Origin of the sequence: Pseudonocardia kujensis (assembly GCF_021283305.1) — a bacterium.
Lineage (GTDB): Bacteria > Actinomycetota > Actinomycetes > Mycobacteriales > Pseudonocardiaceae > Pseudonocardia > Pseudonocardia kujensis.
This window is the reverse complement of the sequence record NZ_JAJSOK010000057.1, coordinates 13,953-33,347: the sequence shown is the minus strand read 5'-3', so window position 1 is coordinate 33,347 and position 19,395 is coordinate 13,953. Positions and strand designations below refer to the sequence as shown.

The window sequence follows — 19,395 nt, the reverse complement described above, 5'->3', positions numbered from 1 at the left end:
AGACGACTTTACCCAGACCGGCGCGAGCGGCGCGTCATGCGGCGGTGGAGCCCCGGCCCGGCGGGTCCAGCACCACGCCGGCCGCCTCGATCGCAGCCTCCGTCTGCAGCCGGGCGAAGGGCCGCTCGCGTTCGGGGACCTCACACAGCGGCGGCCGCGCGACGCCGACGGCGCGGCAGAGATCGTGGAGGACGTCGTCGTAGGCGGCCATCAGGGCGACCCGGCGGACGTGGGTGGTCGGCTGCCGGCCGCACACCTCGCGGCGCAGCCGGTGCAGGTCGGCGACCAGCGACTCGAAGGACTGCCCGGTCGCGCGCGGCGGGCCCGCGCGCCGGAAGAGCCGGTGCAGCAGGTCGGGCAGCCCGAGCAGTACGGGCAGGAACCGCGCCACGGCCCAGATGAGGAGCGTCGGCGCGGCGGCGATCACGACGTAAACCAGCACGCCGAGGACGATCGGACGGTCTGCCGACACCCGACCACGGTACCGAGGATCCGCAGGTCAGAGGGATCTTGGCGGCGGCGGCCGGGGCGCTCGCGGCACGCGCGCTAGGTTCGCCCGGTGCCGCACCCCGAACCCGCGCCCCGCCGGCTCGTCCGCCCCGCCGCCTACGCGGTCTGCGTCGAGGACGGGCAGGTGCTGCTCGCCCGCCGGACCGGCCCGCGCGGCCCCGAGTGGACGCTGCCCGGCGGCGGCCTGCACCACGGGGAGGACCCGCGCGCCGGCGCGGTGCGGGAGGTCGAGGAGGAGACCGGCTTCACGGTCGCCCTCGACCGGCTGCTCACCGTCGACTCCGTGCACTTCCCGGACGCCGTGACCCGGGCGGGCGAGCCGCTCGACATGTTCGGCATCCGGATCGTCTACGCCGCCCACGTCGTCGGCGGGCAGCTGCGGCACGAGGTCGGCGGGTCCACCGACCGGGCGGCCTGGGTGCCGCTCGACGAGGTCGCGGGCCTCGTCCGGGTCCCCCTCGTGGAGACCGGGCTGGCGGCCTGGCGGTCGGAGGACCCGGCGCGCAGCGCCGTGCTCGGCTTCTAGGCGACCTGGCCCTTCGCCCTGTCGGCGTCCGTCTCGGCGGCGACGACGGGCAGGGCGGCCGTCGGGGTCGGCGGCTGGGCGTTCACCGTCGGCGCGGGGGTGTCCTCGCGCAGCCCGCGCATCTCGCCCTTGAAGATCCGGGCGCTCTGCCCGACCGAGCGGGCCATGGTCGGCAGCCGCTTCGCCCCGAAGAGGAGCAGCAGCACACCGACGAGGATGACGATCTCCCAGCCACCGAGGTTCGGCACGACGTGGTCCTTCCGTGTCGCGCGGGCCGGAGGGGACCCGCGCGGTCGGCGACCCGGTCGCGGTCGCCGTCGACCGCGGCCGTCGCGGGCCGCCCTTCTTCCCCCTGCAACGATCTCGGGGCCCTTCGGTCACCCCCCGTGCCCCGGTCGCGCGACCAGGGGGACCGATCTCCGCGGTGCGGCCGGTCGGCGCGCGCCCTACCCTCACGGTCCCGCCCGCGGAACCGCCCGGGCACCGACCCTCAGGGAGCACCGGACACGATGTGGGCCTTCTTCTCCCGCCGGCTGCGGCTGTGGCTGGTCCTCGCGATCGCCGTCCCGCTCGGCGGCTGGCTGACGGGCAAGGTCGCGGACCTGATCGAACAGCGCCGCGGGCCCAACGCCGCGAGCCGCACGCTGCACCGGGCCCGCGGTTGGCTGCAGCGCCGCTCGAGGGGACCGCTCGCCGCGCGGACCACGGAGAAGGACCGGCCGGCCCGGTAGCGGAGCCCGGGAGCCGGGCGGAAGTGGGGCGCCGCGGTCCTCCCGAGGGTTCCGGACCGCGGCGCCCGGCAGCGCGTGTTCGCTCCCCAGCAACACGCGGTGTGCCCATACCTCGTGTGGTGAGGGACCGGTGTTACGGGGAGCGGACGAACTTCCGTCGAATCGATGAGAACGCTCAGTCCGCGAGGTTCGGGCCGGTGCGTCGCGCCGCCGGGGAGCGGCCCCTCGGCTCCTCCCGCTCCGAGCGCGGTGAGGTCGAGGAAGGCGTAGGAGCCGCCGGTCCACTCGGCCCCGCGGGCATACTGCGAGGAGGTGTGAGATGTCCGGTTTGCCGGCGGGAGCGGCGGGGGCCAGGCTGGACCCGTGAACGCCGACGTGATCGTCGTGGGGGCCGGGCTGGCCGGCCTCGTCGCGACCGCCGAGCTCGCGGCCGCGGGCCGCAGGGTCGTGCTCGTGGACCAGGAACCGGAGACGAACCTGGGCGGCCAGGCGTTCTGGTCGTTCGGCGGGCTGTTCCTCGTCGACTCCCCCGAGCAGCGCCGGATGGGGATCCGGGACTCCGCCGAGCTGGCCCTGCAGGACTGGCTGGGCAGCGCGGGTTTCGACCGCGACGTCGACGACCCGGCCGGCGAGGACTTCTGGGCCCGGCAGTGGGCCACCGCCTACGTCGACTTCGCGTCCGGCGAGAAGCGCGCCTGGCTGCACCGGCTCGGCGTGCGCTGGTTCCCGCTCGTGGGCTGGGCGGAGCGCGGCGGCCACCTCGCCGACGGGCACGGCAACTCCGTCCCGCGCTTCCACGTCACCTGGGGGACGGGGCCGGGCCTGGTCGAACCGTTCGCGACCGCGGTACGCGACGCCGAACGCGCCGGGCTCGTCGAGCTCCGGTTCCGCCACCGGGTCGACGCACTGACGCGCACCGGCGGGGTGGTCGACGGCGTGTCGGGCGCCGTGCTCGAGCCCAGCCCCGCCGCGCGCGGGGAGGCCAGCTCACGCGTCGAGACCGGGACCTTCGAGCTGCGGGCCCAGGCGGTCGTCGTCACGTCGGGCGGCATCGGCGCGAACCACGACCTGGTCCGCGCGAACTGGCCGGCCCGCCTCGGCACCCCTCCGGAGGACATGGTCACCGGCGTCCCCGCCCACGTCGACGGGCGGATGCTGGCCATCACCGAGGCGGCGGGCGGGCGGCTCGTCAACCGCGACCGGATGTGGCACTACACCGAGGGCATCCGCAACCACACCCCGATCTGGGCGGGGCACGGGATCCGGATCCTGCCGGGGCCGTCGTCGATCTGGCTCGACGCGACCGGGCGGCGGCTGCCCGCGCCGAACTTCCCCGGCTTCGACACCCTCGGCACGCTGGAGACGCTGCGCGCCACCGGGTACGACCACTCGTGGTTCGTGCTGACCCAGAAGATCATCGAGAAGGAGTTCGCGCTCTCGGGCTCGGAGCAGAACCCGGACCTCACCGCGAAGGACGTCCGGGCGACCCTCGGCCGGATCCGCCCGGGCGCGCCCGCGCCCGTCGAGGCGTTCAAGGAGCGCGGCGAGGACTTCGTCGTCGCCGCGACGCTGGCCGAGCTGGTCGACGGGATGAACAAGCTGACCGCCGAGCCGCTGCTCGACGCGGCCGCGATCGAGCGGCAGATCGTGGCCCGCGACCGCGAGATGACCAACCCGTTCACCAAGGACCTGCAGGTCGGCGCCATCCACAACGCCCGGCGCTACCGCGGCGACCGGTTGGGCCGCACGGCCGCCCCGCACCGGATCCTGGACCCGGCGGCGGGCCCGCTGATCGGCGTGAAGCTCCACGTGCTGACCCGCAAGACGCTCGGCGGCCTGCAGACCGACCTGTCCGGCCGGGTGCTCGACGGCGCGGGCACGCCCGTGCCGGGGCTGTTCGCGGCCGGCGAGGTGGCGGGTTTCGGTGGCGGCGGCGTGCACGGCTACCGCTCGCTGGAGGGCACCTTCCTGGGTGGCTGCCTGTTCGGCGGCCGGGGCGCCGGGCGGGCGGCCGCCCGCGACACCGCCTGAGCCCGGGAGGACCGGCCGGGGGGTACGAGCACGGGGTGCGGCCCGGCCGCCGTCGAGCCGGCCGGACCGCGTACCTCCGGGGGTGCGCGCGTAGCTCCCCAGTTGCGCGCGCGAGGTAGATCGTGCTCGTCGTCGGCACCCGACCCCCGACGACACGGTGCCGTCGCCGAGTCTGGACCACGACGATCACGTTTCGGCTACCCGGTCGCGCCGGAACGGAAACGGCGTGCCGGAATTCCGTAGATCTTCCGGATTGCCTCTCAGGCCAGCTCGAGCGTGGCCCAGACCGTCTTGCCGGTGCGGGTGCGGCGGACGCCCCAGCGCGCGACGGCGTTGACGATCGTGAGACCCCGGCCGCGGTGCGCGCCGAGGCGGGACTCGCCCACCGTCAGCGGGTCGCCCGCACCGGCGTCGTCGACCTCGATGCGCATCCGGACGCGATCGAGCACGGTGACCCGCAGCCGCCGGGGGCCGCCCGCGTGTTCGACGGCGTTGGTCACGAGCTCGGTGCACACCAGCTCGGCGTCGAGCAGAGCGTCCGCGGGTGCCAGCTGCTCCCGCAGCCACGCACGCAACCCGGGTAGACAGGTGGCGTCGCGGAACGCGGCGACGAGCGAGGCCGGCCGCGGGCCGTCCACGCGGTGCCCGGCCACGTCCGTCCTCTCGTCCACCTCGACCGTCGTCATGGTGCGGCTGTACCCCGTTCGGCCGTCGTCCACGCGTCCGGTGGAGCACGCCCCCCGATCCGTGGACGGAGGACCTCCGCCCGGGCCCCGGGGTCCCGTCCGGGCCCGGTCCGGCCCCTCGTCCGCACGCAGGGCCACCGGCCCGGGCACCGGCTCCACCGGGCCGTCGGCGGCGATGTCTGCGAGGGTCGGGACGTGCAGTGGAGTGCGTGTCGCGAGGGCCGGATCAGCATGCGGGAGCACGCCGAGCTCGCGGCCCTCCTCCGGGCGGCCTACGCGCACCTGCCCCAGCTCTACGGCGGGGTGCGGACGTGGTCCTCCGCGCGGCCGGAGGCCCGGGTCCTGGGCTGGGACGGCGAGGGGGCTGCCGCGCACGCCGGTGTGCTGCGGCGCTTCCTCCAGGTCGGCGGCACGGACCAGCTGGCCGCGGCGGTGGGGCTGGTGGCCGTGCGCCCCGGCCTGCAGCGGCAGGGCGTCGGACTGGCCCTGCTCGACCGGGTGCGGGCCTTCCTCGGCGAGCTCGCCGTGCCCTTCGGCATCCTCATGTGCGCCGAGCACCACGTGCCGTTCTACGAGCGGGGCGGCTGGCGCCGGCTCTCCCCGCGCCGCGCCCTGTACTCGCCCGACGACACCACGGAGCCACGCCCGTTCGTCGACGAGATCACCACGACCACCCTCGTCCTGCCCGTCACGCAGGAGGAGTGGCCGGACGGCGAGATCCGGTGGAACGGGGCGACGGTCTAGTACTCCAGCCGCCGGGCCGGCCCGCGGACCTCGAGGGTCATCCCCTGCTCGGGCAGCACGAAGCCGTCGGGCCGCTCCTCCACCTGCCGCCGCCCGTCCGCGACCCACCCACGGGCGCGGTAGAACGCCGTGGCGCGCTCGTTGCCGGCGAGGACCCACAGCTCCGCCCGCGTGCAGCCCTGCCGGGCGAGGTGCTCGACGGCCGCGTTGTGCAGCAGCGTGCCGATCGTGCGGCGCCACTGCGACGGGGCGACGTAGAGGGCCATGAGCTCGCCGACGTCCGGGACGCCCGGCCGGGACCGGACCACCACGAACCCCACGACCGGGCCGTCCTCCGCGACGAGCACGACAGCGCCGGGCGAGGGCGCCCCGACGATCCCCCGCCAGAACTCCTCCCGGTCGTCGACGGACAGGCCGGCGAGGACGGCCGTCGGCAGGAGGTCCCGGTAGGCGCTGCGCCACGACTCCACCACCACCCGCGCGATCGCCCCGGCGTCGGCGGGCTCGGCGGGCCGGATCCCGACCACCCCGTGATGGTCCTCCCCCACAGCGCGAGAACGACCCCGCCGAATGGCGGGCGCCGCCCCCGAAGCTGCGGATGATCGTCGGTACCGCGGCGCGCGGCGGGTCGGCACGATCACCTCCGCGCGCCTCGACGGGCGCGGTCCCCCCATGTCGACCGACGGAGCTCAGCATGACCACTGCCATCGACGGAAGCGCCATCGACCGGGTCCTGCGGGAGGCGGTCGAGACCGGCGCGGTGCCGCACGTCGCCGCCATCGCGGCGGACCGCGACGGGATCCTCTACGAGGGCGGGGCCGGGCCCCGTGTCGTCGGGGAGAGCAGCGACGAGGTCTCGACCTCCACCCAGTTCCGGATCATGTCGATGACCAAGATCGTCGCGACGACGGCGGCCCTGCAGCAGGTCGAGCGGGGCGAGCTGGAGCTCGACGCGCCCGTCGACACCTACTGCCCGGAGTTCGCCGAGATCCAGGTCCTCGAGGGCTTCGACGGCGACACCCCCAAGCTGCGCCCGGCCGGCAGCCGGGCCACCGTGAAGCAGCTGGTCACGCACACGTCGGGCCTCGGGTACTGGTTCTGGAACGAGGCGCTCGACAGGTACCAGAAGGTCACGGGCCTGCCGAACGTCCTGGGTGGGGCCGCGGCGTTCAAGGCGCCGTTGGTCGCCGACCCCGGTACACGGTTCGTCTACGGGATCAACACGGACTGGCTCGGCAAGGTCGTCGAGGCCGTCGCCGGCACCGGCCTGGACGTGGTGATCAAGGAGAACATCACCGGTCCGCTCGGCATGGACGACACCATGTTCCTGCTCGACGAGGGCCGCCGCGAGAACTGCGTGACCGTGCACGTCCGGGGCGAGGACGGGAACTGGGCCTCGGCCGGCGAGCTGCTGCCGCAGCAGCCCGACTGGTGGGCCGGCGGCCACGGTCTCTACTCGACCCCACGCGACTACATCCGCTTCGAGCGCGCCCTGCTGCGCGGCGGCGAGCTCGACGGCACCCGGATCCTCGCCGAGCAGACCGTCGACGCGGCCTTCACCAACCAGATCGGCGACCTGGACTTCCCCGCGGAGATCCCGACGGCCGACCCGCCGATCACCGACACCCTGCGCGCCGGGCCGGGGTTCAAGTGGGGCCTGGGGCTGCTCCTGAACACGGAGGACGTCCCGGGGCGCCGGCGGGCCGGCACGGGGGCGTGGGCCGGGCTGTTCAACACCCACTTCTTCGTCGACCGGGCCAGCGGCGTCTGCGCCTCGATCTACACCAACTCGCTCCCGTTCATCACGGAGAACGAGGCCTGGAAGCTCTACGGGGACTTCGAGTCCGCGCTCTACGCCAGCCTGTGAGAGCGCCCACCGCGGCCGGTGCGCCGGCCGCGGCGGGCCCTGCGGAGGGGGTGCGGTGACGACGGTCGCCCGACCGGAGTTCGACCCGGAGCTGAAGGCCGGCCTGGCCGTGGTCGGCGGGGTCTTCCCGCCGACGATCACACCGGACCTGATCGCCTTCATGCGGCGCTCGTACGCGTCGCCGCCGATCGAGGAGACGCTGCGGGGACGGGCGATCGAGCGGCGCGACCACGTGATCGCGGGCCACGGCGGCGACCCGCTCGCGGTCTCGGTCCTGCGGCCGGCGGGGATCGACACCCCGCGGCCCGGGGTGCTCTTCGCGCACTCCGGCGGGCTGATGTTCGGCGACCGGTTCAGCGGGGCGGACCTCGTGCTGGACTGGGTCGACGGGCTGGGGGCGGTGCTGGTGACCGTCGAGTACCGGCTGGCCCCGGAGTTCCCCGACCCGTTCCCGCGCGAGGACTGCTACGCGGCGCTCGAGTGGGTCGCCGCGAGCGCCGAGGTGCTCGGGATCCGGCGCGACCGGCTCATGGTCGCCGGCGCCAGCTCCGGCGGCGGCCTCGCGGCCGGGACGGCCCTGGCCGCCCGCGACCGGGGCGGGCCGGCGCTCTGCGGGCAGGTGCTCGACTACCCGATGCTCGACGACCGCGGCGTCACCCCGTCGACCCGTCAGTTCGACGGCGTCGGCGTCTGGGACCGGGTCAGCAACGAGACGGGATGGACCGCGCTGCTCGGCGAGGCCTGCGGCGGCCCGGACGTCTCGCCCTACGCCGCGCCCGCCCGCGCCACGGACCTGTGCGGGCTGCCACCGGCGTTCGTCGACGTCGGGGCCGCGGAGATCTTCCGCGACGAGGCGATCGGCTACGCCGACCGGATCTGGGCCGCGGGTGGCGACGCCGAGCTGCACGTCTGGGCGGGCGGCTTCCACGCCTTCGACATCTTCGCCCCGCACACCGCGCTCGCCCGCGGCATGATCCGCACCCGGAACGCGTGGGTGGAGAAGATCCTGTCCGACTGACCGGGTGCTCGACGGTGACCTGGGCCACTACACTCGGCCCCTCGGAGCGACGTGGTGAGGTGGTCGGTGCAGGAGCTGCTGGGCCGCATCTCCGCCCTCGATCCCCAGGCGAGTGTGAGCCTGCGGGTCATCGCCTGCTTCGACGAGCTGGTCGTCGGCAACGTCAACACCCGCGGCCTGCTCAGCGCCGCCGCCTCGCTCGCGGGCTGCACCGCCGGCTTCCGCCAGGACCTGCCGGCCCGGTCCGTCCGGGTCACCCCGAAGGGCGAGATCGCCGAGGGACGGGCGCTGCCGCCGCCGGACTCGTCGATCTCCTGCGACGGCCTCACGGTGTGGCTGGAGCGCGCGGGACCCGCCCACGCCAACGACACGATCATCCTCGAGCGGCTCGCGCTCGCCCTCCGGATCCGGCACGGACGGGGGCGGCGGGACGTGGACAACCGCCGCGAGCTGGGCCTGCTGCTCGACCGGACCGTCCCGGTCGAGGAACGCCGCACCGCCGCGGCACGCCTGCACCTCGCCCCGGGGGTGCGGTACCGCGTGCTCGCCGCGCCGCTCTTCGCGGTGTGGGCGGAGCACCCGACCGGGGCCGAGGACGTCGTCCCCACGCCCTACGGGCCGATCCACGCGCTCGTCGTCCCGCAGGACCACGCCCGTGGTGGCGCGAGCCCGTCGGGCATCGGGGTCGCGGCCGCACCGGAGCACCTGCACCGCTCGTTCCGCACCGCCGTCGTTGCGCTGCGGTTGTGCGCGCCGCCGGTCACGGGCTGCGTGCTCGCCGACTGGTACGGCGGGGTGATCGAGCTGCTCGCCGACGCCCCGCTCGACGCCGACCTCCCCGACGTCGACTCCCTCGACGAGGTCATGGGCCACGCCTGGGGCCCGGCCACGCTCGACGCGCTGGTGCGCGCCGGGTCGGTCCGGCAGGCCGCGCGCCTGGCCGGGGTGCACCACAGCACGCTGCAGACCCGGCTCGACGCGATCACCGAGGTCGCCGGGTTCGACCCGTTCGACGGCATCGGCCGCACGCGGCTCGGGATCGCGTACCTGGTCTGGCGGCTGCGCAACTCCCGGGTGCTGGACCTGCCCGCGCCGACCTACACGGCCTCCACCGCGGGCTGACGCCGATCTCGTCCCGTCGGCGGCTCGCCGGGCCCGAGAATGTCGGTCCTCCGCCGTACGGTTCCGGCACGCGGACGAGGGGGGCGGCGGTGGAGCAACCGGACCCGGTGATGGCGGAGATCGCGCAGGTGGTCGAGCTGGGGCAGGCCGGTGGGGCGGCGGAGGCGCGGAAGCGGTTCGCGCTGCTCTGGGAGCGGCTGGGGCCGCGAGGCGACCCGCTCCACCGTTGCGCGCTCGCCCACCACGCGGCCGACGTGCAGGAGGACCTCGGCGAGGAGCTGCGCTGGGACCTCCGCGCACTCGCGGCCGCCGACGAGCTCACCGACGACCGGGCACAGCAGCACCACGCTTCCCTCGCCGTGGCCGGCTTCTACCCGTCGCTGCACCTCAACCTGGCCGACGTCCACCGCCGCCTCGGCGATCCCGCCCGTGCGCGCGAGCACCTCGACCGGGCCGAGGAGGCCGTCGGCGCCCTCGGCGACGACGGGTACGGGCGGATGATCCGGCAGGGGATCGCCCGCTGCGCCGCCCGCCTTGCTCCAGGAGGGCCTTGATCGCCGGACCGATTCGGGAACGACGTCGGGCGTGAACGTGTCGAGCGTGGCGGTGGGTCGCGCGGTCGGCACGGACGGCGACGTGCTGACCATGTATTTCGAGCTCGGGCAGCTCACGAGCGGTCGAGACGGCGGTAGGTGACGGCGAAGTCGTGCTCCCAGGTCGCGCCGCCGTCGTGCGACTGCTCCCAGGCGCCCGCGATCGTCCGCCCGTCGTCGCCGAAGGTGCCGGAGTAGCGCTGCGCGAAGGGCAGAGCGGTGAAGTCCGCTCGGTCACGGAGGAGCGTCCACTCGCCGTCGTGCAGGGTCATGCGGTAGACGCGCACGACCCCGCGCGAGTCGAAGTAGTGCTGCACGTAGTCATGGCCGTCGCCCTCCTCGGCCACGGACACCAGCGCGACGGTGCCCGGCGCGGCGGGATGGTCGACCGTGGTCTGCTGCCGCAGGAACTGCCCGCCCAGCTCCCACGTGAAGGCGACGGTGCCGCGGATCGGTTCGGGGGTGAAGGAGAAGCGCGCTTCGGCCTCCCACTCCCCCACGAACGGTTCCAGTCGCCTCAGCGCCGCGGCGCGGGTGGCGTCGTCCATCTCGGTCCTCCTGGCGATCGCTGTTGCCGGAAGAGACTCGACGACGTCCCGTTCCTCATCGCGGCGCGGGGTACCGGTGCTCTGCGCGCGCCGGAGGACCGAGGGTGGGCGCGCACCCCGAGGGGTCCACCGCCGGATGGCCGACGACGTGGCGGCCGTCCACCCGCCGCCGAGGCGTCACCCGTTGTCGGAACCCGGGGAGCGCTCCGGCAGGTAGGGCTGGATCGCGGAGGCGAGCTTCTCGGCGGTCATCGACTGGAGCCAGACGTGCCCGGGCCCGTGGATCTCCGCCAGCAGCAGCGAGTCCCCGAACAGCTTGTTCTTGACCCCGCGGATCGAGCTGAACTGCAGCTCCATCCCGGCCCGGTACAGCGCCAGGTGGCCGGGGTGGATCAGCATCGACTGCCCGGCCGGGATGTCGTACTCGGTGATCTCGCCCGCCAGCTGCACCCAGGCCACGCCCTCGCCGGACAGCTTCTGGAACACCACGCCGGCACCGCCGAAGATCCCCGCGCCGAGCTTCTTCTGCAGCCCGACCGACACCTCGACCTTCGCGGTGCTGGCCATGTAGGCGCCCGACTGCACCATGAACTCGTCGGCGGCGTCCACGCGCAGCTCGCGGATCGTGCCCGGGAGGTCGGTCGCGAAGGCGACGAACCCGCCGCTCTGCGGCGCCGTGTACTCGGTGAGGAACAGCTGCCCGCCGCCGAGGGCGCGTTTGAGGCCGCTCATGAAGCCGCCCCGGCCACCCGAGCCGAACCGGGTCGACGTCTCGAGGTCGAATCCGGAGGACAGCCACGCGACGTCCCCGCCCTCGGCGATCACCTGCTCGCCGGGACCCATGGTGAGCTCCAGGACGGGCATCGTCGTGCCCATGATCCGGGTCTGCATGGCAGGAACGTAGGGGCGGCGCGGCGGTGCCGGAAGGGGCTCGACCGCCTGAGGACCAGGGCCGAAAGGCGGCAGCCCGGCAGGTATCCGGCGCAGTACCGTGTCCGCCCCGTCCACCGGTCGCTCCCCTCGAGGAGGCCACGATGACCACGACGACCGCGGGCTCGCGCAACGAGACGGCGCTCGACCGGGCCGTCGGACGGCGCTGCCGGGCATCACGATCCTGCACTTCGAGGACGGCCTGTGCGTCGAGCGCTGGGTCTTCGCCGACATGCTGGGCCTGCTGGTCTAGCTCGGCGCGGTACCGCCGCCGTCCTGACGGCCGCCGGATCGACCCGGGCGGCCCGCGTTAGCGTCGAGCGGTGATCGCGCGGGCTCCGAGCACGACCGAGATCGAGGTGGCGCGGACGCTGCTGCCGGGCCTGGACCCGGACGGGGCGACGACGATCCCCAGCGGCTCGCACGACGTCGTCCTGCTCCCCGGCCGGGCCGCCGTCCGGATCGCCCGCAGCCGCCCCGCAGCCGAGGCCCTGCCCCGCCGGACCGCGCTCCTGGCCAGGCTGCAGGACGCCGGACTCCCCTTCGCGGTCCCGGAGCCCCTCACCCCGGTGGTCACCGGCCGCGGCTGGACCGCCGTCGCCGTGTCGTGGCTCCCCGGCTCGTACCCGTCCCCGGAGGACGGCGAGCCCCGGACGCTGCGCGCCCTGCTCGACGCCCTCGCCGCCGTCGACCTCGGCCCCCTCGCCGACGTCCTGGACGTCCCCCACGCGTACGCGGGCCGCGAGCGGTGGGAGGGGCTGATGCTCGACGAGGCGGTCCCGCGGCTGCCACCCGAGCTGCGCCGGTCGGGGCGGCGCCGGGTCCGGGAGGCGCTGGCGCTGGAGCCGGTGCCGCCCGTGCTGGTCCACGGCGACCTGACCGGCGAGAACCTGCACTGCGCCGCGGACGGCCGGGTGCTCGGGGTCCTCGACTGGGACCTGGCGAGCCCGACCGACCCGGCGATCGACGCGGCCTGCCTCGCCCACTGGTACGGCTGGCCGACGCTGCGCCGCGCCGTCGACCGGGCCACGTACGACCGCGCCCGGACCTGGTACGCGACGCTGTCCGTCGAGCAGATCGTGAAGGCCCTGCTCGACGGCGCCGGCGCGCGGGAGATGGAGGAGTGCGTCGCCCGGGTGGCGCGGTGGATGACGTCCGACGACATGCCCTGAGGCGCGCCGCGTCAGGACGTCGCCGGCGTGTTCCCGAGCGCGGTCCGGACCGCGAACGCCCCCAGCAGGCTGCCGGCGATCCACCGCTGGACGGTCATGGCCCGCGGCCGTGCCGCCAGGAAGCGGGCGACCGACGCCGCGGCCAGGACGATCAGGGCGTTGACGCTGACCGCGACGACGATCTGGACCGCCCCGAGCTGGAGGAACTGCGTCCACGCCGCCCCGCCCGCCGGATCGACGAACTGGGGCAGCAGCGCCGCGTACAGGAGCGCGATCTTGGGGTTGAGCAGGTTCGTGAGCAGGCCCATGCCGAACAGCCGCCCGTCCGAGGCCGGCTCCAGGTTCCGGGCCTCGAACGGGGAGCGGCCGCCCGGCCGCAGCATGCCCCAGGCCAGCCATGCGAGGTACAGGGCACCGGCGATCTTCACGGTCGTGTACGCCACGGGAACCGCCGCGAACAGGGCGGACAGGCCGGCTGCCGCGGCCAGGAGGTAGCACAGGAACCCGACCACGGTCCCGGCCAGGGAGACCAGGCCGGCGCGGCGCCCCTGGGAGATCGCCCGGGACGCCAGGTAGATCATGTTCGGGCCCGGCGTGAGGACCATGCCGAGGGCGACCGCGACGACGCCGAGACCGGCGGACGGCTCAATCACGATCCGAGTTCCTTCCGACGCGCAACTCCCGCCCACACAAGCACGCCGCTCCCGCGACGACCACGCATTTGCCGGTCGTCGAGCCCGAGCACGATCTCGTCGCTGTCGACGGTGTCCCGTCGAAGTGGATCGCGACCCGCGTGCACCCGATGCCGACCAGCCAGTTCAGCAGCCGGCCATCGGGCCACCCGCCGCGCCCCGGCTCGGGGCGACCGACGGTCCGTTCCGGCTCTGCCCGGCCCGACCCGTCGCGCGCCGATGAGTTCGGGCCGCGCCTCGGGTCGACACGGTATGAGCGATTCGGACGCCGGCCTGGGCAAGGTCGTCGTGAACAGGGCGATGTCTCTCGACGGCTTCATCGCCGGCCCCGACAACGCGATGGACTGGATCTTCGACTACCTGGACAACGACGCGTTCCCCGAGGTCATGCACGCCACCGGCGCCATGCTGGCCGGCCGGGGCACCCACGAGGTCAGCAAGCGGATGTCCGCCCAGGACGCCGAGTACGACGGGGGGCCGGTGTTCGTCCTGACGCACCGACCGCCGGACGAGCCGGAGGAAGGGGTCACCTTCCTCACCTGCGATCTCGAGAAGGCCGTGGCCACGGCCCGTGCCGCCGCGCAAGGGAAGAACCTGGAGATCCTCGGAGCCGACCTCGCCAGCCAGTGTCTGCAGCGCGGTCTCGTCGACGAGGTGCTGGTGTACGTCCTGCCGGTGCTCCTCGGGGACGGCGTGCGTTTCTCGACCTCGGGGCTCGGCCGGATCGACCTCGACCCGTTCGGCAACAGACAGGCGGGTCCGGTGACGATGCTCCGCTTCCGTGTGCGGAAGTAGGGAGGGGTGCCCCGGTGGCACTCGAACCCACACCGTGACCCTCTCAGGGGTGCCGCAGTGGCGGGTGTACGGGCACGTTGAGCTTGATGAACAGTGTGGCCGCCTCCGCCTTCGACCGAGCTTCGGCACGTATTCGCGCGGCCCCGGTCGACGGTGTGCCGCCGAGTACTTCCCGGCCTTCGGTCATGGCGCTGTCGGTCATGGCGGCAGCAGATCCGCGGACGACGGGTGCGCCGTGCGGTCCCCGACCCGGAGAGGTGCGCTGCTGCCAGGGTGTTTCCCGTGGGGAGCTCCGTGGGGACACTTCGGGGGTGAGGGGTCCGCAGGATCGGGCGAGGGTCGAGGTCGTCGCGCTGGTGGCGTCGGCCGCGGGTCTGGACGCGCTGTCGGTGGTGTTGCGGGGCTTGCCGGTTGATCTGCCGGTGGCGGTGGTGGTGCAGCAGCATTTGGGCGGGCAGGCGAGTGTGCTCCCGAAGATCCTCGAACGGCGGCTGGGGCGCCCGGTGGTCTGGGCGGTGGACGGGGCGCCGGTTGTGGTGCCGGGCCGGGTGACGGTGACTCCGCCGCGGACCTGCATGGAGGTTCTGCCGGATGGAACATGTGGGCTGCACCCGTTGGAGTCCGCGAGTGAGCGGCCGCATGACGGCCTGCTGGTGTCGCTGGCGGACTCGTTCCGGGATCGCGCCATGGGGGTCGTGTTGTCCGGTGGGGGCACCGACGGCGCCGCGGGTGTGGGCACGCTGACCGCGGCGGGCGGGGTGGTCATCGCGCAGGCAGCGGACACCGCCGAGTACCCGTCGATGCCGCGGGCGGCCGCCGCGGCAGGGGCCGACCTGGTCCTGCCGCTGCACGAGATCGCGGGCGTCGTCGCCGAGGTGGTGCGCGGCGGCCCGCTGCCCAAGCCGCCGGACGAGGTGGACGCGATCCGGCTCACCTTCGGCGAGGTGGGCGAGGCCGCCCGGCTGGCTCGAGCCATCGACTGGTCGCAGCACGTGCTCGGGCCGGTGCACCGGTGGCCCGCCGCGCTGCGAACCGCGGTGCGCCTGGCCGCCACTCACCCGGACCCGGCGGTCGTGTACGTCGGTGAGCAGCTCATGGTGCTGTTCAACGACGCGGTGATGCCGTCGTGGGGCGCGAAGGCCGCGGAGGTCTTCGGGCGGCCGCTGTTCGAGGTGTTTCCCGAGGTCGAGTACCAGCGCGAGTGGTTCGTCCGGGCCCGGTCCGGCGAGCCGGTCTCGCTGGCCCTGCACCACGTCCTGTACTTCCGCAGGAGGACGGCGCTGACGCGCGGATGGTTCCAGATGACCTTCACGCCGATCCACGACGAGCACGGCGTCGTGCTGGGCATCTTCGAGGTTGTCACCGACCGCACCGAACAGGTTCTGGCGTCGCGTCGGCTCGCCACGCTGAGCGAGCTCGCCGGCACCGCGGCCGAGGGCGGACGGCGTGAGGCGCTGGACACGGCGCTGGCACGGCTGGCCGGATCCGAGGACGTGACCTTTGCGCTGGCCTACCTCACCGCGCCCGGCGGCGCCGCGGTGAACCTGGTGGGGGCGACCGGCGTCGAGGCCGGGGGTCCGCTGGCCCCGCGGCACGTCGTCCTGCGCGCGGGAACGGCGGGCTGGCCGTTGAGCACTGCCGTCACCGACCGGGTACCGGTCGTCGTCGACGACGCCGGCGACCGGTTCCGGGGTCATCTGGTCGGGCGCGAGCCGCGGGAGCCGGGCGTCGCGGTGATCGTGCCGCTGCACGATCCGGCGGAGAACCGGGTCGCCGGCGCGCTGGTGCTCGGTGCGGACCCGCTGCTGCCCTTCGACGACACCTACCGCGAGTTCTTCCGCACCGCCGGCGAGACCATCGCCGGGAAGATGGCCGAGTCGCACGCCCGTCACCACGAGCACGAGCGTTTGGCGAAGCTGGCCGAGCTGGACCGGGCCAAGACGGAGTTCTTCTCCAACGTCAGCCACGAGTTCCGGACCCCGCTCACGCTCATGCTCGGCCCGCTGGAGGAGACGCTGCGGCGCGCCGACGAGCTCCCCGACGGCGTCGCCGCCGAGCTGGAGGTGGCCCAGCGCAACACGCGGCGGCTGCTGCGGCTGGTCGGCACCCTGCTCGACTTCTCCCAGGCCGAGGCCGGCCGGCTCCACGCGCATCTCGCGTCGACCGACCTGGCCGCGTCGACCACCGAGATCGTGTCGATGTTCCGCGGCGCCGCCGAGGCCGCCGGGTTGAAGCTGACCGTCGACGTGCCGCCGCTGCCCGAACCGGTGCGGGTCGACCCGGAGATGTGGGAGAAGATCGTCTCCAACCTGCTGTCGAACGCGTTGAAGTTCACCTGGCAGGGCGGAATCGAGGTCAGCCTGCGGGCCCTTCCCATGCACACCGAGCTTCGCGTCCGCGACACCGGCGTCGGGATCCCGAAGGAGGAGCAGCCCTACATCTTCCAGCGGTTCCACCGGGCCCGGGAGGCCCGAGGCCGCACGCATGAGGGGGCGGGGATCGGGCTGGCGCTGGTCGAAGAGCTGGTCCACCGCCACCACGGCCGGGTACGAGTCACCAGCGAGCAGGGAACCGGGACGACCTTCACCGTCTGGATCCCGTCGGGGCGCCGCCCCAGCGAGCCGGCCGCGGCCCAGCCGTCGCCCCCCGGCGGGGTGGCGGCGCTGATGGCCGAGGAGGCGCTGCGCTGGGACGCGGCGCGCGAGAAGAACCACGCCGCACTGGGAATGGACGTCGAGCCGGTCCTCGACCAGCGGTTGGCCTGCCGCGCCGTGGGCGCCCGGGTGCTCGTCGTCGACGACAACGCCGACATGCGCGACTACCTGAGCCGGCTGTTGGGCGGGAACTGGTCGGTGACCGTGGCCGGCGACGGTGAGGAAGCCCTACAACTGATCGCGCGCGAGCGGCCCGACCTGATCCTTGCCGACGTCATGATGCCCGGAATGGACGGGTTCGCCCTGCTCCACGCGATCCGCGCCGACGAGGATCTGACCTCGACACCGGTCGTTCTCGTTACCGCCCGCGCCGGTGAGGAGACCGCCATCGAGGGCCTGCTCGCGGGGGCCGACGACTACATCGTCAAGCCGTTCTCCGCCCGCGAGCTCGTGGCCCGGGTCGGCGCCGAGCTTGAGCTCGCCCGACAGCGCCGGCAGAACGAGCGGCGCCTCCGCGCGCTGATCAACGCCAGCTGGGACGTCGCCTACCGGATGAGCCCGGACTGGACGGAGATGCGCACCCTCGCCGGTCACGGCTTCATCGCCGACACCGACCGGCCCAGCACCAGCTGGCTGGACACCTACATCCATCCCGACGACCAATCGCACGTCAACGCGACCATCCAGCAGGCCATCCGGACCAAGTCCGTGTTCGAGCTCGAACACCGCGTCCGCCGCCCGGACGGCACGCTGGGCTGGACCCTCTCCCGCGCCGTCCCCCTCCTCGACGACGACGGACAGATCGTGGAATGGGTCGGCGCCGCCACCGACGTCACCACACGACACCCCTCGGCGGAATCCTGACATGTCGCCTGCGGCCGATCCCGGGTCCCGCCGGCGCGTCGAGCCTGTCCTTGCCGCGTTTCTGCTGGTTATGGGCCTTGTGCGCCTTCGTGCGCCTGTGCACCTCCGCATCGCCTCGGGTCGAGAGGGGCCTCGCCCCTCACCGGAGCTCCTTCAGAGGTCGATGACGACCTTCCCGTGCACGTGGCGGCCCGCCTGGAGCTCGACCGCGGCGCGGATCTGCTCGACCGGGAAGTGTGCTGCGATCGGCACCCGGAGGCGGCCCGCCGCAACCAGGCCCGCGATGTCCTCGAGGGCGCGCTGGGGCGCGTCGGCGCCGTTCGCCGGCGTGATCCCGTCGATCCGGGCGGCAATGGTGGTGATGCGCTCGTCGAGCACGCCCAGTTCGCGTGCCACGGCCGCGGTGTCCGTCCCGTGCAGGTCCATGGCCGCGGAGACGCCGGCGGGGGCCAGCGCACGGACGCGGTCGCGTAGGCCCTCGCCGTAGGCGACCGGCTCGGCCCCCAGGGCGCGCAGGGCATCGGCCGAGGTCGCCGACCCCGTCCCGATCACTCGTGCTCCTGCCAGGCGCGCGAGCTGGACGGCGAACACGCCTACCCCGCCTCCCGCGCCCCCGATCAGCACCGTGTCACCCGGGCCCGCGTCGACCACGGCGAGAGCCGCGGCCGCTGTGCGGCCCGCGATGGCAAGGGTGGCAGCGGTGCGGTCGTCGACGCCGTCGGGGGTACGGCGCGCCTCCCCGCCCACTGCGATGGACCCCGCCTCGTCCACGACGACGTGGTCGGCGACCGCGCGGGACAGGACGCCGCCGAAGACCCGATCACCGACCGCGAACTCGCACACGCCGTCGCCGACCTGATCCACGACCCCGGCGAAGTCGGTGCCGAACCCGCACGGCAGGCTCAAGCCGAATCGCGCGGCGGTCTCGGCGTCGGAGGTCATGAACCAGTCCATCGGGTTCAGCCCGGCCGCAGTGACCCGCACACGGATCTGTCCCGGGCCGACCTGTGGCACAGGTACCTCGCGGATGGTCAAGGCCTCCGGTCCGCCGAACGACTCGAACCGGACCGCCCGGCCCGTGGCCGCCGACGGGGTGACGCTCGGTTCTCTCATGCCCGCTTGTCTCCTGTCTGGTGGCCCCTCGTACCGCGGGTGCACCATAAACGGACTACGCTCCGCTTGCCGTGACCCGAACCTAGCACAAGTGGAGCGTGATCCGCTTTGGCTGTCGCAAAGCCCCGTGGGTCGCGCGCGGACGCGACCCGCAACCGCCAGCAGCTGCTGGACGTGGCGACCCGCATGTTCGCCACGGCCGAGGCCGAGCCGTCGATGCGCGCCATCGCCCACCGAGCCGGGGTCGGCATCGCCACGCTCTACCGGCACTTCCCCACCCGCGAGTCGCTGGTCGACGCCGTCTACCGGGACCAGGTCTCGCGGCTCACCGCCGGTGCGGGTGAGCTGCTCGCCCGCCTCGACCCACCCGCAGCGCTGCGGCGCTGGATGGACCTGTTCGGCGACTGGATCGCGACCAAGAACGGGATGCTCGACACGCTGCTCGCGATGGTCGAGGCGGGTGAGATCGCCCATGCTCACACCCGGGCCGAGCTGCTCGCGGCCATCGACAGCCTCCTCGAAGCCGGCCGCACGAGCGGGGAACTCCGCGCCGACGTCCCGGCCGAGGTCGTTACTGCCGCCCTCATCGGCATCTTCACCGTCACGAGTCCGCCCGAACAGGAAGAGATGACGGCTCGCCTGCTGGACCTCCTGATGGACGGACTCCGGTCCTCCGCCTGCGACCAGCCGAAGGCGGCCGAGCGAAACTGAGGAGGTGGTCGCCGCGACGGGCCGGGACAGGAATCGAGGTTTCCGTGCCCGTCCGGTACCGGAGGCCCGTCCCGATGCGTACGCCGAA

Annotated in this window: 22 protein-coding genes; 13 read left to right on the top strand and 9 right to left on the bottom strand. The window is 74.0% G+C overall.

All coding sequences use genetic code 11. From position 1 onward, the window contains the following. Window positions 1-34: 34 nt before the first annotated feature. Window positions 35-472, bottom strand: a complete 438-nt coding sequence (locus LWC35_RS29290; RefSeq protein WP_232873508.1) for a hypothetical protein — start codon at window positions 470-472, stop codon at window positions 35-37. A gap of 87 nt (window positions 473-559) precedes the next feature. On the opposite strand from LWC35_RS29290, the gene LWC35_RS29285 reads away from it, so the two are divergent. Then, window positions 560-1,036, top strand: a complete 477-nt coding sequence (locus LWC35_RS29285) for an NUDIX hydrolase (protein WP_232873507.1) — start codon at window positions 560-562, stop codon at window positions 1,034-1,036. Here the strand turns inward: LWC35_RS29285 and tatA are convergent. After that, a complete protein-coding gene (tatA, locus tag LWC35_RS29280) occupies window positions 1,033-1,284 on the bottom strand; it encodes a Sec-independent protein translocase subunit TatA (RefSeq protein WP_232873506.1) in 252 nt (83 codons plus the stop codon). The genes LWC35_RS29285 and tatA overlap by 4 nt on opposite strands. Before the next feature lie 261 nt (window positions 1,285-1,545). On the opposite strand from tatA, the gene LWC35_RS29275 reads away from it, so the two are divergent. Further along, a complete protein-coding gene (locus LWC35_RS29275) occupies window positions 1,546-1,767 on the top strand; it encodes a hypothetical protein (RefSeq protein ID WP_232873505.1) in 222 nt (73 codons plus the stop codon). A gap of 363 nt (window positions 1,768-2,130) precedes the next feature. Continuing rightward, window positions 2,131-3,798 carry an FAD-binding dehydrogenase gene (locus tag LWC35_RS29270; RefSeq protein WP_232873504.1) on the top strand — a complete coding sequence of 556 codons (1,668 nt, stop codon included), beginning with the start codon at window positions 2,131-2,133 and terminating at the stop codon, window positions 3,796-3,798. A 260-nt stretch (window positions 3,799-4,058) separates the two neighbouring features. On the opposite strand, the gene LWC35_RS29265 is transcribed toward LWC35_RS29270, so the two are convergent. Next, a complete protein-coding gene (locus LWC35_RS29265; protein WP_232873503.1) occupies window positions 4,059-4,484 on the bottom strand; it encodes an ATP-binding protein in 426 nt (141 codons plus the stop codon). Window positions 4,485-4,679: 195 nt separating this feature from the next. Between LWC35_RS29265 and LWC35_RS29260 the strand changes: the two genes are divergently transcribed. After that, window positions 4,680-5,228 carry a GNAT family N-acetyltransferase gene (locus LWC35_RS29260; RefSeq protein ID WP_232873502.1) on the top strand — a complete coding sequence of 183 codons (549 nt, stop codon included), beginning with the start codon at window positions 4,680-4,682 and terminating at the stop codon, window positions 5,226-5,228. Here LWC35_RS29260 and LWC35_RS29255 read toward each other — a convergent pair. Next, window positions 5,225-5,755: a GNAT family N-acetyltransferase gene (locus LWC35_RS29255; protein ID WP_232873501.1), complete on the bottom strand. Its 531-nt coding sequence runs from the start codon at window positions 5,753-5,755 to the stop codon at window positions 5,225-5,227. The two genes, LWC35_RS29260 and LWC35_RS29255, sit on opposite strands and share 4 nt — an antisense overlap. Window positions 5,756-5,922: 167 nt before the next feature. Here LWC35_RS29255 and LWC35_RS29250 point away from each other — a divergent pair, with 167 nt between their 5' ends. From LWC35_RS29250 to LWC35_RS29235, 4 genes are all read left to right on the top strand, one after another. Beyond that, window positions 5,923-7,095 (top strand): serine hydrolase domain-containing protein, encoded by a 1,173-nt coding sequence (locus LWC35_RS29250; protein ID WP_232873500.1) that lies wholly within the window; start codon window positions 5,923-5,925, stop codon window positions 7,093-7,095. 55 nt (window positions 7,096-7,150) lie between these two features. Continuing rightward, a complete protein-coding gene (locus LWC35_RS29245; protein ID WP_232873499.1) occupies window positions 7,151-8,113 on the top strand; it encodes an alpha/beta hydrolase in 963 nt (320 codons plus the stop codon). Window positions 8,114-8,179: 66 nt separating this feature from the next. After that, window positions 8,180-9,235 (top strand): helix-turn-helix domain-containing protein, encoded by a 1,056-nt coding sequence (locus LWC35_RS29240; RefSeq protein WP_232873498.1) that lies wholly within the window; start codon window positions 8,180-8,182, stop codon window positions 9,233-9,235. Window positions 9,236-9,324: 89 nt separating this feature from the next. Next, window positions 9,325-9,789: a hypothetical protein gene (locus LWC35_RS29235; RefSeq protein ID WP_232873497.1), complete on the top strand. Its 465-nt coding sequence runs from the start codon at window positions 9,325-9,327 to the stop codon at window positions 9,787-9,789. Between the two features lie 113 nt (window positions 9,790-9,902). On the opposite strand, the gene LWC35_RS29230 is transcribed toward LWC35_RS29235, so the two are convergent. Together LWC35_RS29230 and LWC35_RS29225 are read right to left on the bottom strand one after the other, a co-directional pair. After that, window positions 9,903-10,376 carry a hypothetical protein gene (locus tag LWC35_RS29230; protein WP_232873496.1) on the bottom strand — a complete coding sequence of 158 codons (474 nt, stop codon included), beginning with the start codon at window positions 10,374-10,376 and terminating at the stop codon, window positions 9,903-9,905. 177 nt (window positions 10,377-10,553) lie between these two features. After that, complete coding sequence (locus LWC35_RS29225) at window positions 10,554-11,267, bottom strand: TIGR00266 family protein (protein WP_232873495.1); 714 nt, start codon at window positions 11,265-11,267, stop codon at window positions 10,554-10,556. 100 nt (window positions 11,268-11,367) lie between these two features. Between LWC35_RS29225 and LWC35_RS29220 the strand changes: the two genes are divergently transcribed. Next, window positions 11,368-11,559 (top strand): nuclear transport factor 2 family protein, encoded by a 192-nt coding sequence (locus tag LWC35_RS29220; RefSeq protein ID WP_232873494.1) that lies wholly within the window; start codon window positions 11,368-11,370, stop codon window positions 11,557-11,559. A 70-nt stretch (window positions 11,560-11,629) separates the two neighbouring features. Then, window positions 11,630-12,478: an aminoglycoside phosphotransferase family protein gene (locus LWC35_RS29215; RefSeq protein ID WP_232873493.1), complete on the top strand. Its 849-nt coding sequence runs from the start codon at window positions 11,630-11,632 to the stop codon at window positions 12,476-12,478. 11 nt (window positions 12,479-12,489) lie between these two features. Here the strand turns inward: LWC35_RS29215 and LWC35_RS29210 are convergent, their stop codons facing one another. Next, window positions 12,490-13,131, bottom strand: a complete 642-nt coding sequence (locus LWC35_RS29210; RefSeq protein ID WP_232873492.1) for a LysE family translocator — start codon at window positions 13,129-13,131, stop codon at window positions 12,490-12,492. Between the two features lie 291 nt (window positions 13,132-13,422). Between LWC35_RS29210 and LWC35_RS29205 the strand changes: the two genes are divergently transcribed. Then, window positions 13,423-13,965 (top strand): dihydrofolate reductase family protein, encoded by a 543-nt coding sequence (locus LWC35_RS29205; RefSeq protein ID WP_232873491.1) that lies wholly within the window; start codon window positions 13,423-13,425, stop codon window positions 13,963-13,965. 43 nt (window positions 13,966-14,008) lie between these two features. Here the strand turns inward: LWC35_RS29205 and LWC35_RS29200 are convergent, their stop codons facing one another. Beyond that, the gene (locus tag LWC35_RS29200; protein WP_232873490.1) at window positions 14,009-14,167 is read right to left on the bottom strand and encodes a hypothetical protein; all 159 of its coding nucleotides are present in this window, start codon (window positions 14,165-14,167) and stop codon (window positions 14,009-14,011) included. A 109-nt stretch (window positions 14,168-14,276) separates the two neighbouring features. Between LWC35_RS29200 and LWC35_RS29195 the strand changes: the two genes are divergently transcribed. Then, a complete protein-coding gene (locus tag LWC35_RS29195; RefSeq protein ID WP_232873489.1) occupies window positions 14,277-17,483 on the top strand; it encodes a chemotaxis protein CheB in 3,207 nt (1,068 codons plus the stop codon). Window positions 17,484-17,636: 153 nt separating this feature from the next. Here the strand turns inward: LWC35_RS29195 and LWC35_RS29190 are convergent, their stop codons facing one another. Beyond that, entirely contained in the window at window positions 17,637-18,596 is a 960-nt protein-coding gene (locus LWC35_RS29190; protein ID WP_232873488.1) for an NADP-dependent oxidoreductase, read from the bottom strand. A 108-nt stretch (window positions 18,597-18,704) separates the two neighbouring features. Between LWC35_RS29190 and LWC35_RS29185 the strand changes: the two genes are divergently transcribed. Next, entirely contained in the window at window positions 18,705-19,307 is a 603-nt protein-coding gene (locus LWC35_RS29185) for a TetR/AcrR family transcriptional regulator (protein WP_269805009.1), read from the top strand. Window positions 19,308-19,395: the final 88 nt, after the last annotated feature.

Bases quoted from the DNA above. Each gene is read 5' to 3' on its own strand.
- LWC35_RS29230 (WP_232873496.1), bottom strand. From the start codon at position 10,376: ATGGACGACGCCACCCGCGCCGCGGCGCTGAGGCGACTGGAACCGTTC.
- LWC35_RS29225 (WP_232873495.1), bottom strand. From the start codon at position 11,267: ATGCAGACCCGGATCATGGGCACGACGATGCCCGTCCTGGAGCTCACC.
- LWC35_RS29205 (WP_232873491.1), top strand. From the start codon at position 13,423: ATGAGCGATTCGGACGCCGGCCTGGGCAAGGTCGTCGTGAACAGGGCG.
- LWC35_RS29200 (WP_232873490.1), bottom strand. From the start codon at position 14,167: ATGACCGACAGCGCCATGACCGAAGGCCGGGAAGTACTCGGCGGCACA.
- LWC35_RS29190 (WP_232873488.1), bottom strand. From the start codon at position 18,596: ATGAGAGAACCGAGCGTCACCCCGTCGGCGGCCACGGGCCGGGCGGTC.
- LWC35_RS29275 (WP_232873505.1), top strand. From the start codon at position 1,546: ATGTGGGCCTTCTTCTCCCGCCGGCTGCGGCTGTGGCTGGTCCTCGCG.
- LWC35_RS29265 (WP_232873503.1), bottom strand. From the start codon at position 4,484: ATGACGACGGTCGAGGTGGACGAGAGGACGGACGTGGCCGGGCACCGC.
- LWC35_RS29250 (WP_232873500.1), top strand. From the start codon at position 5,923: ATGACCACTGCCATCGACGGAAGCGCCATCGACCGGGTCCTGCGGGAG.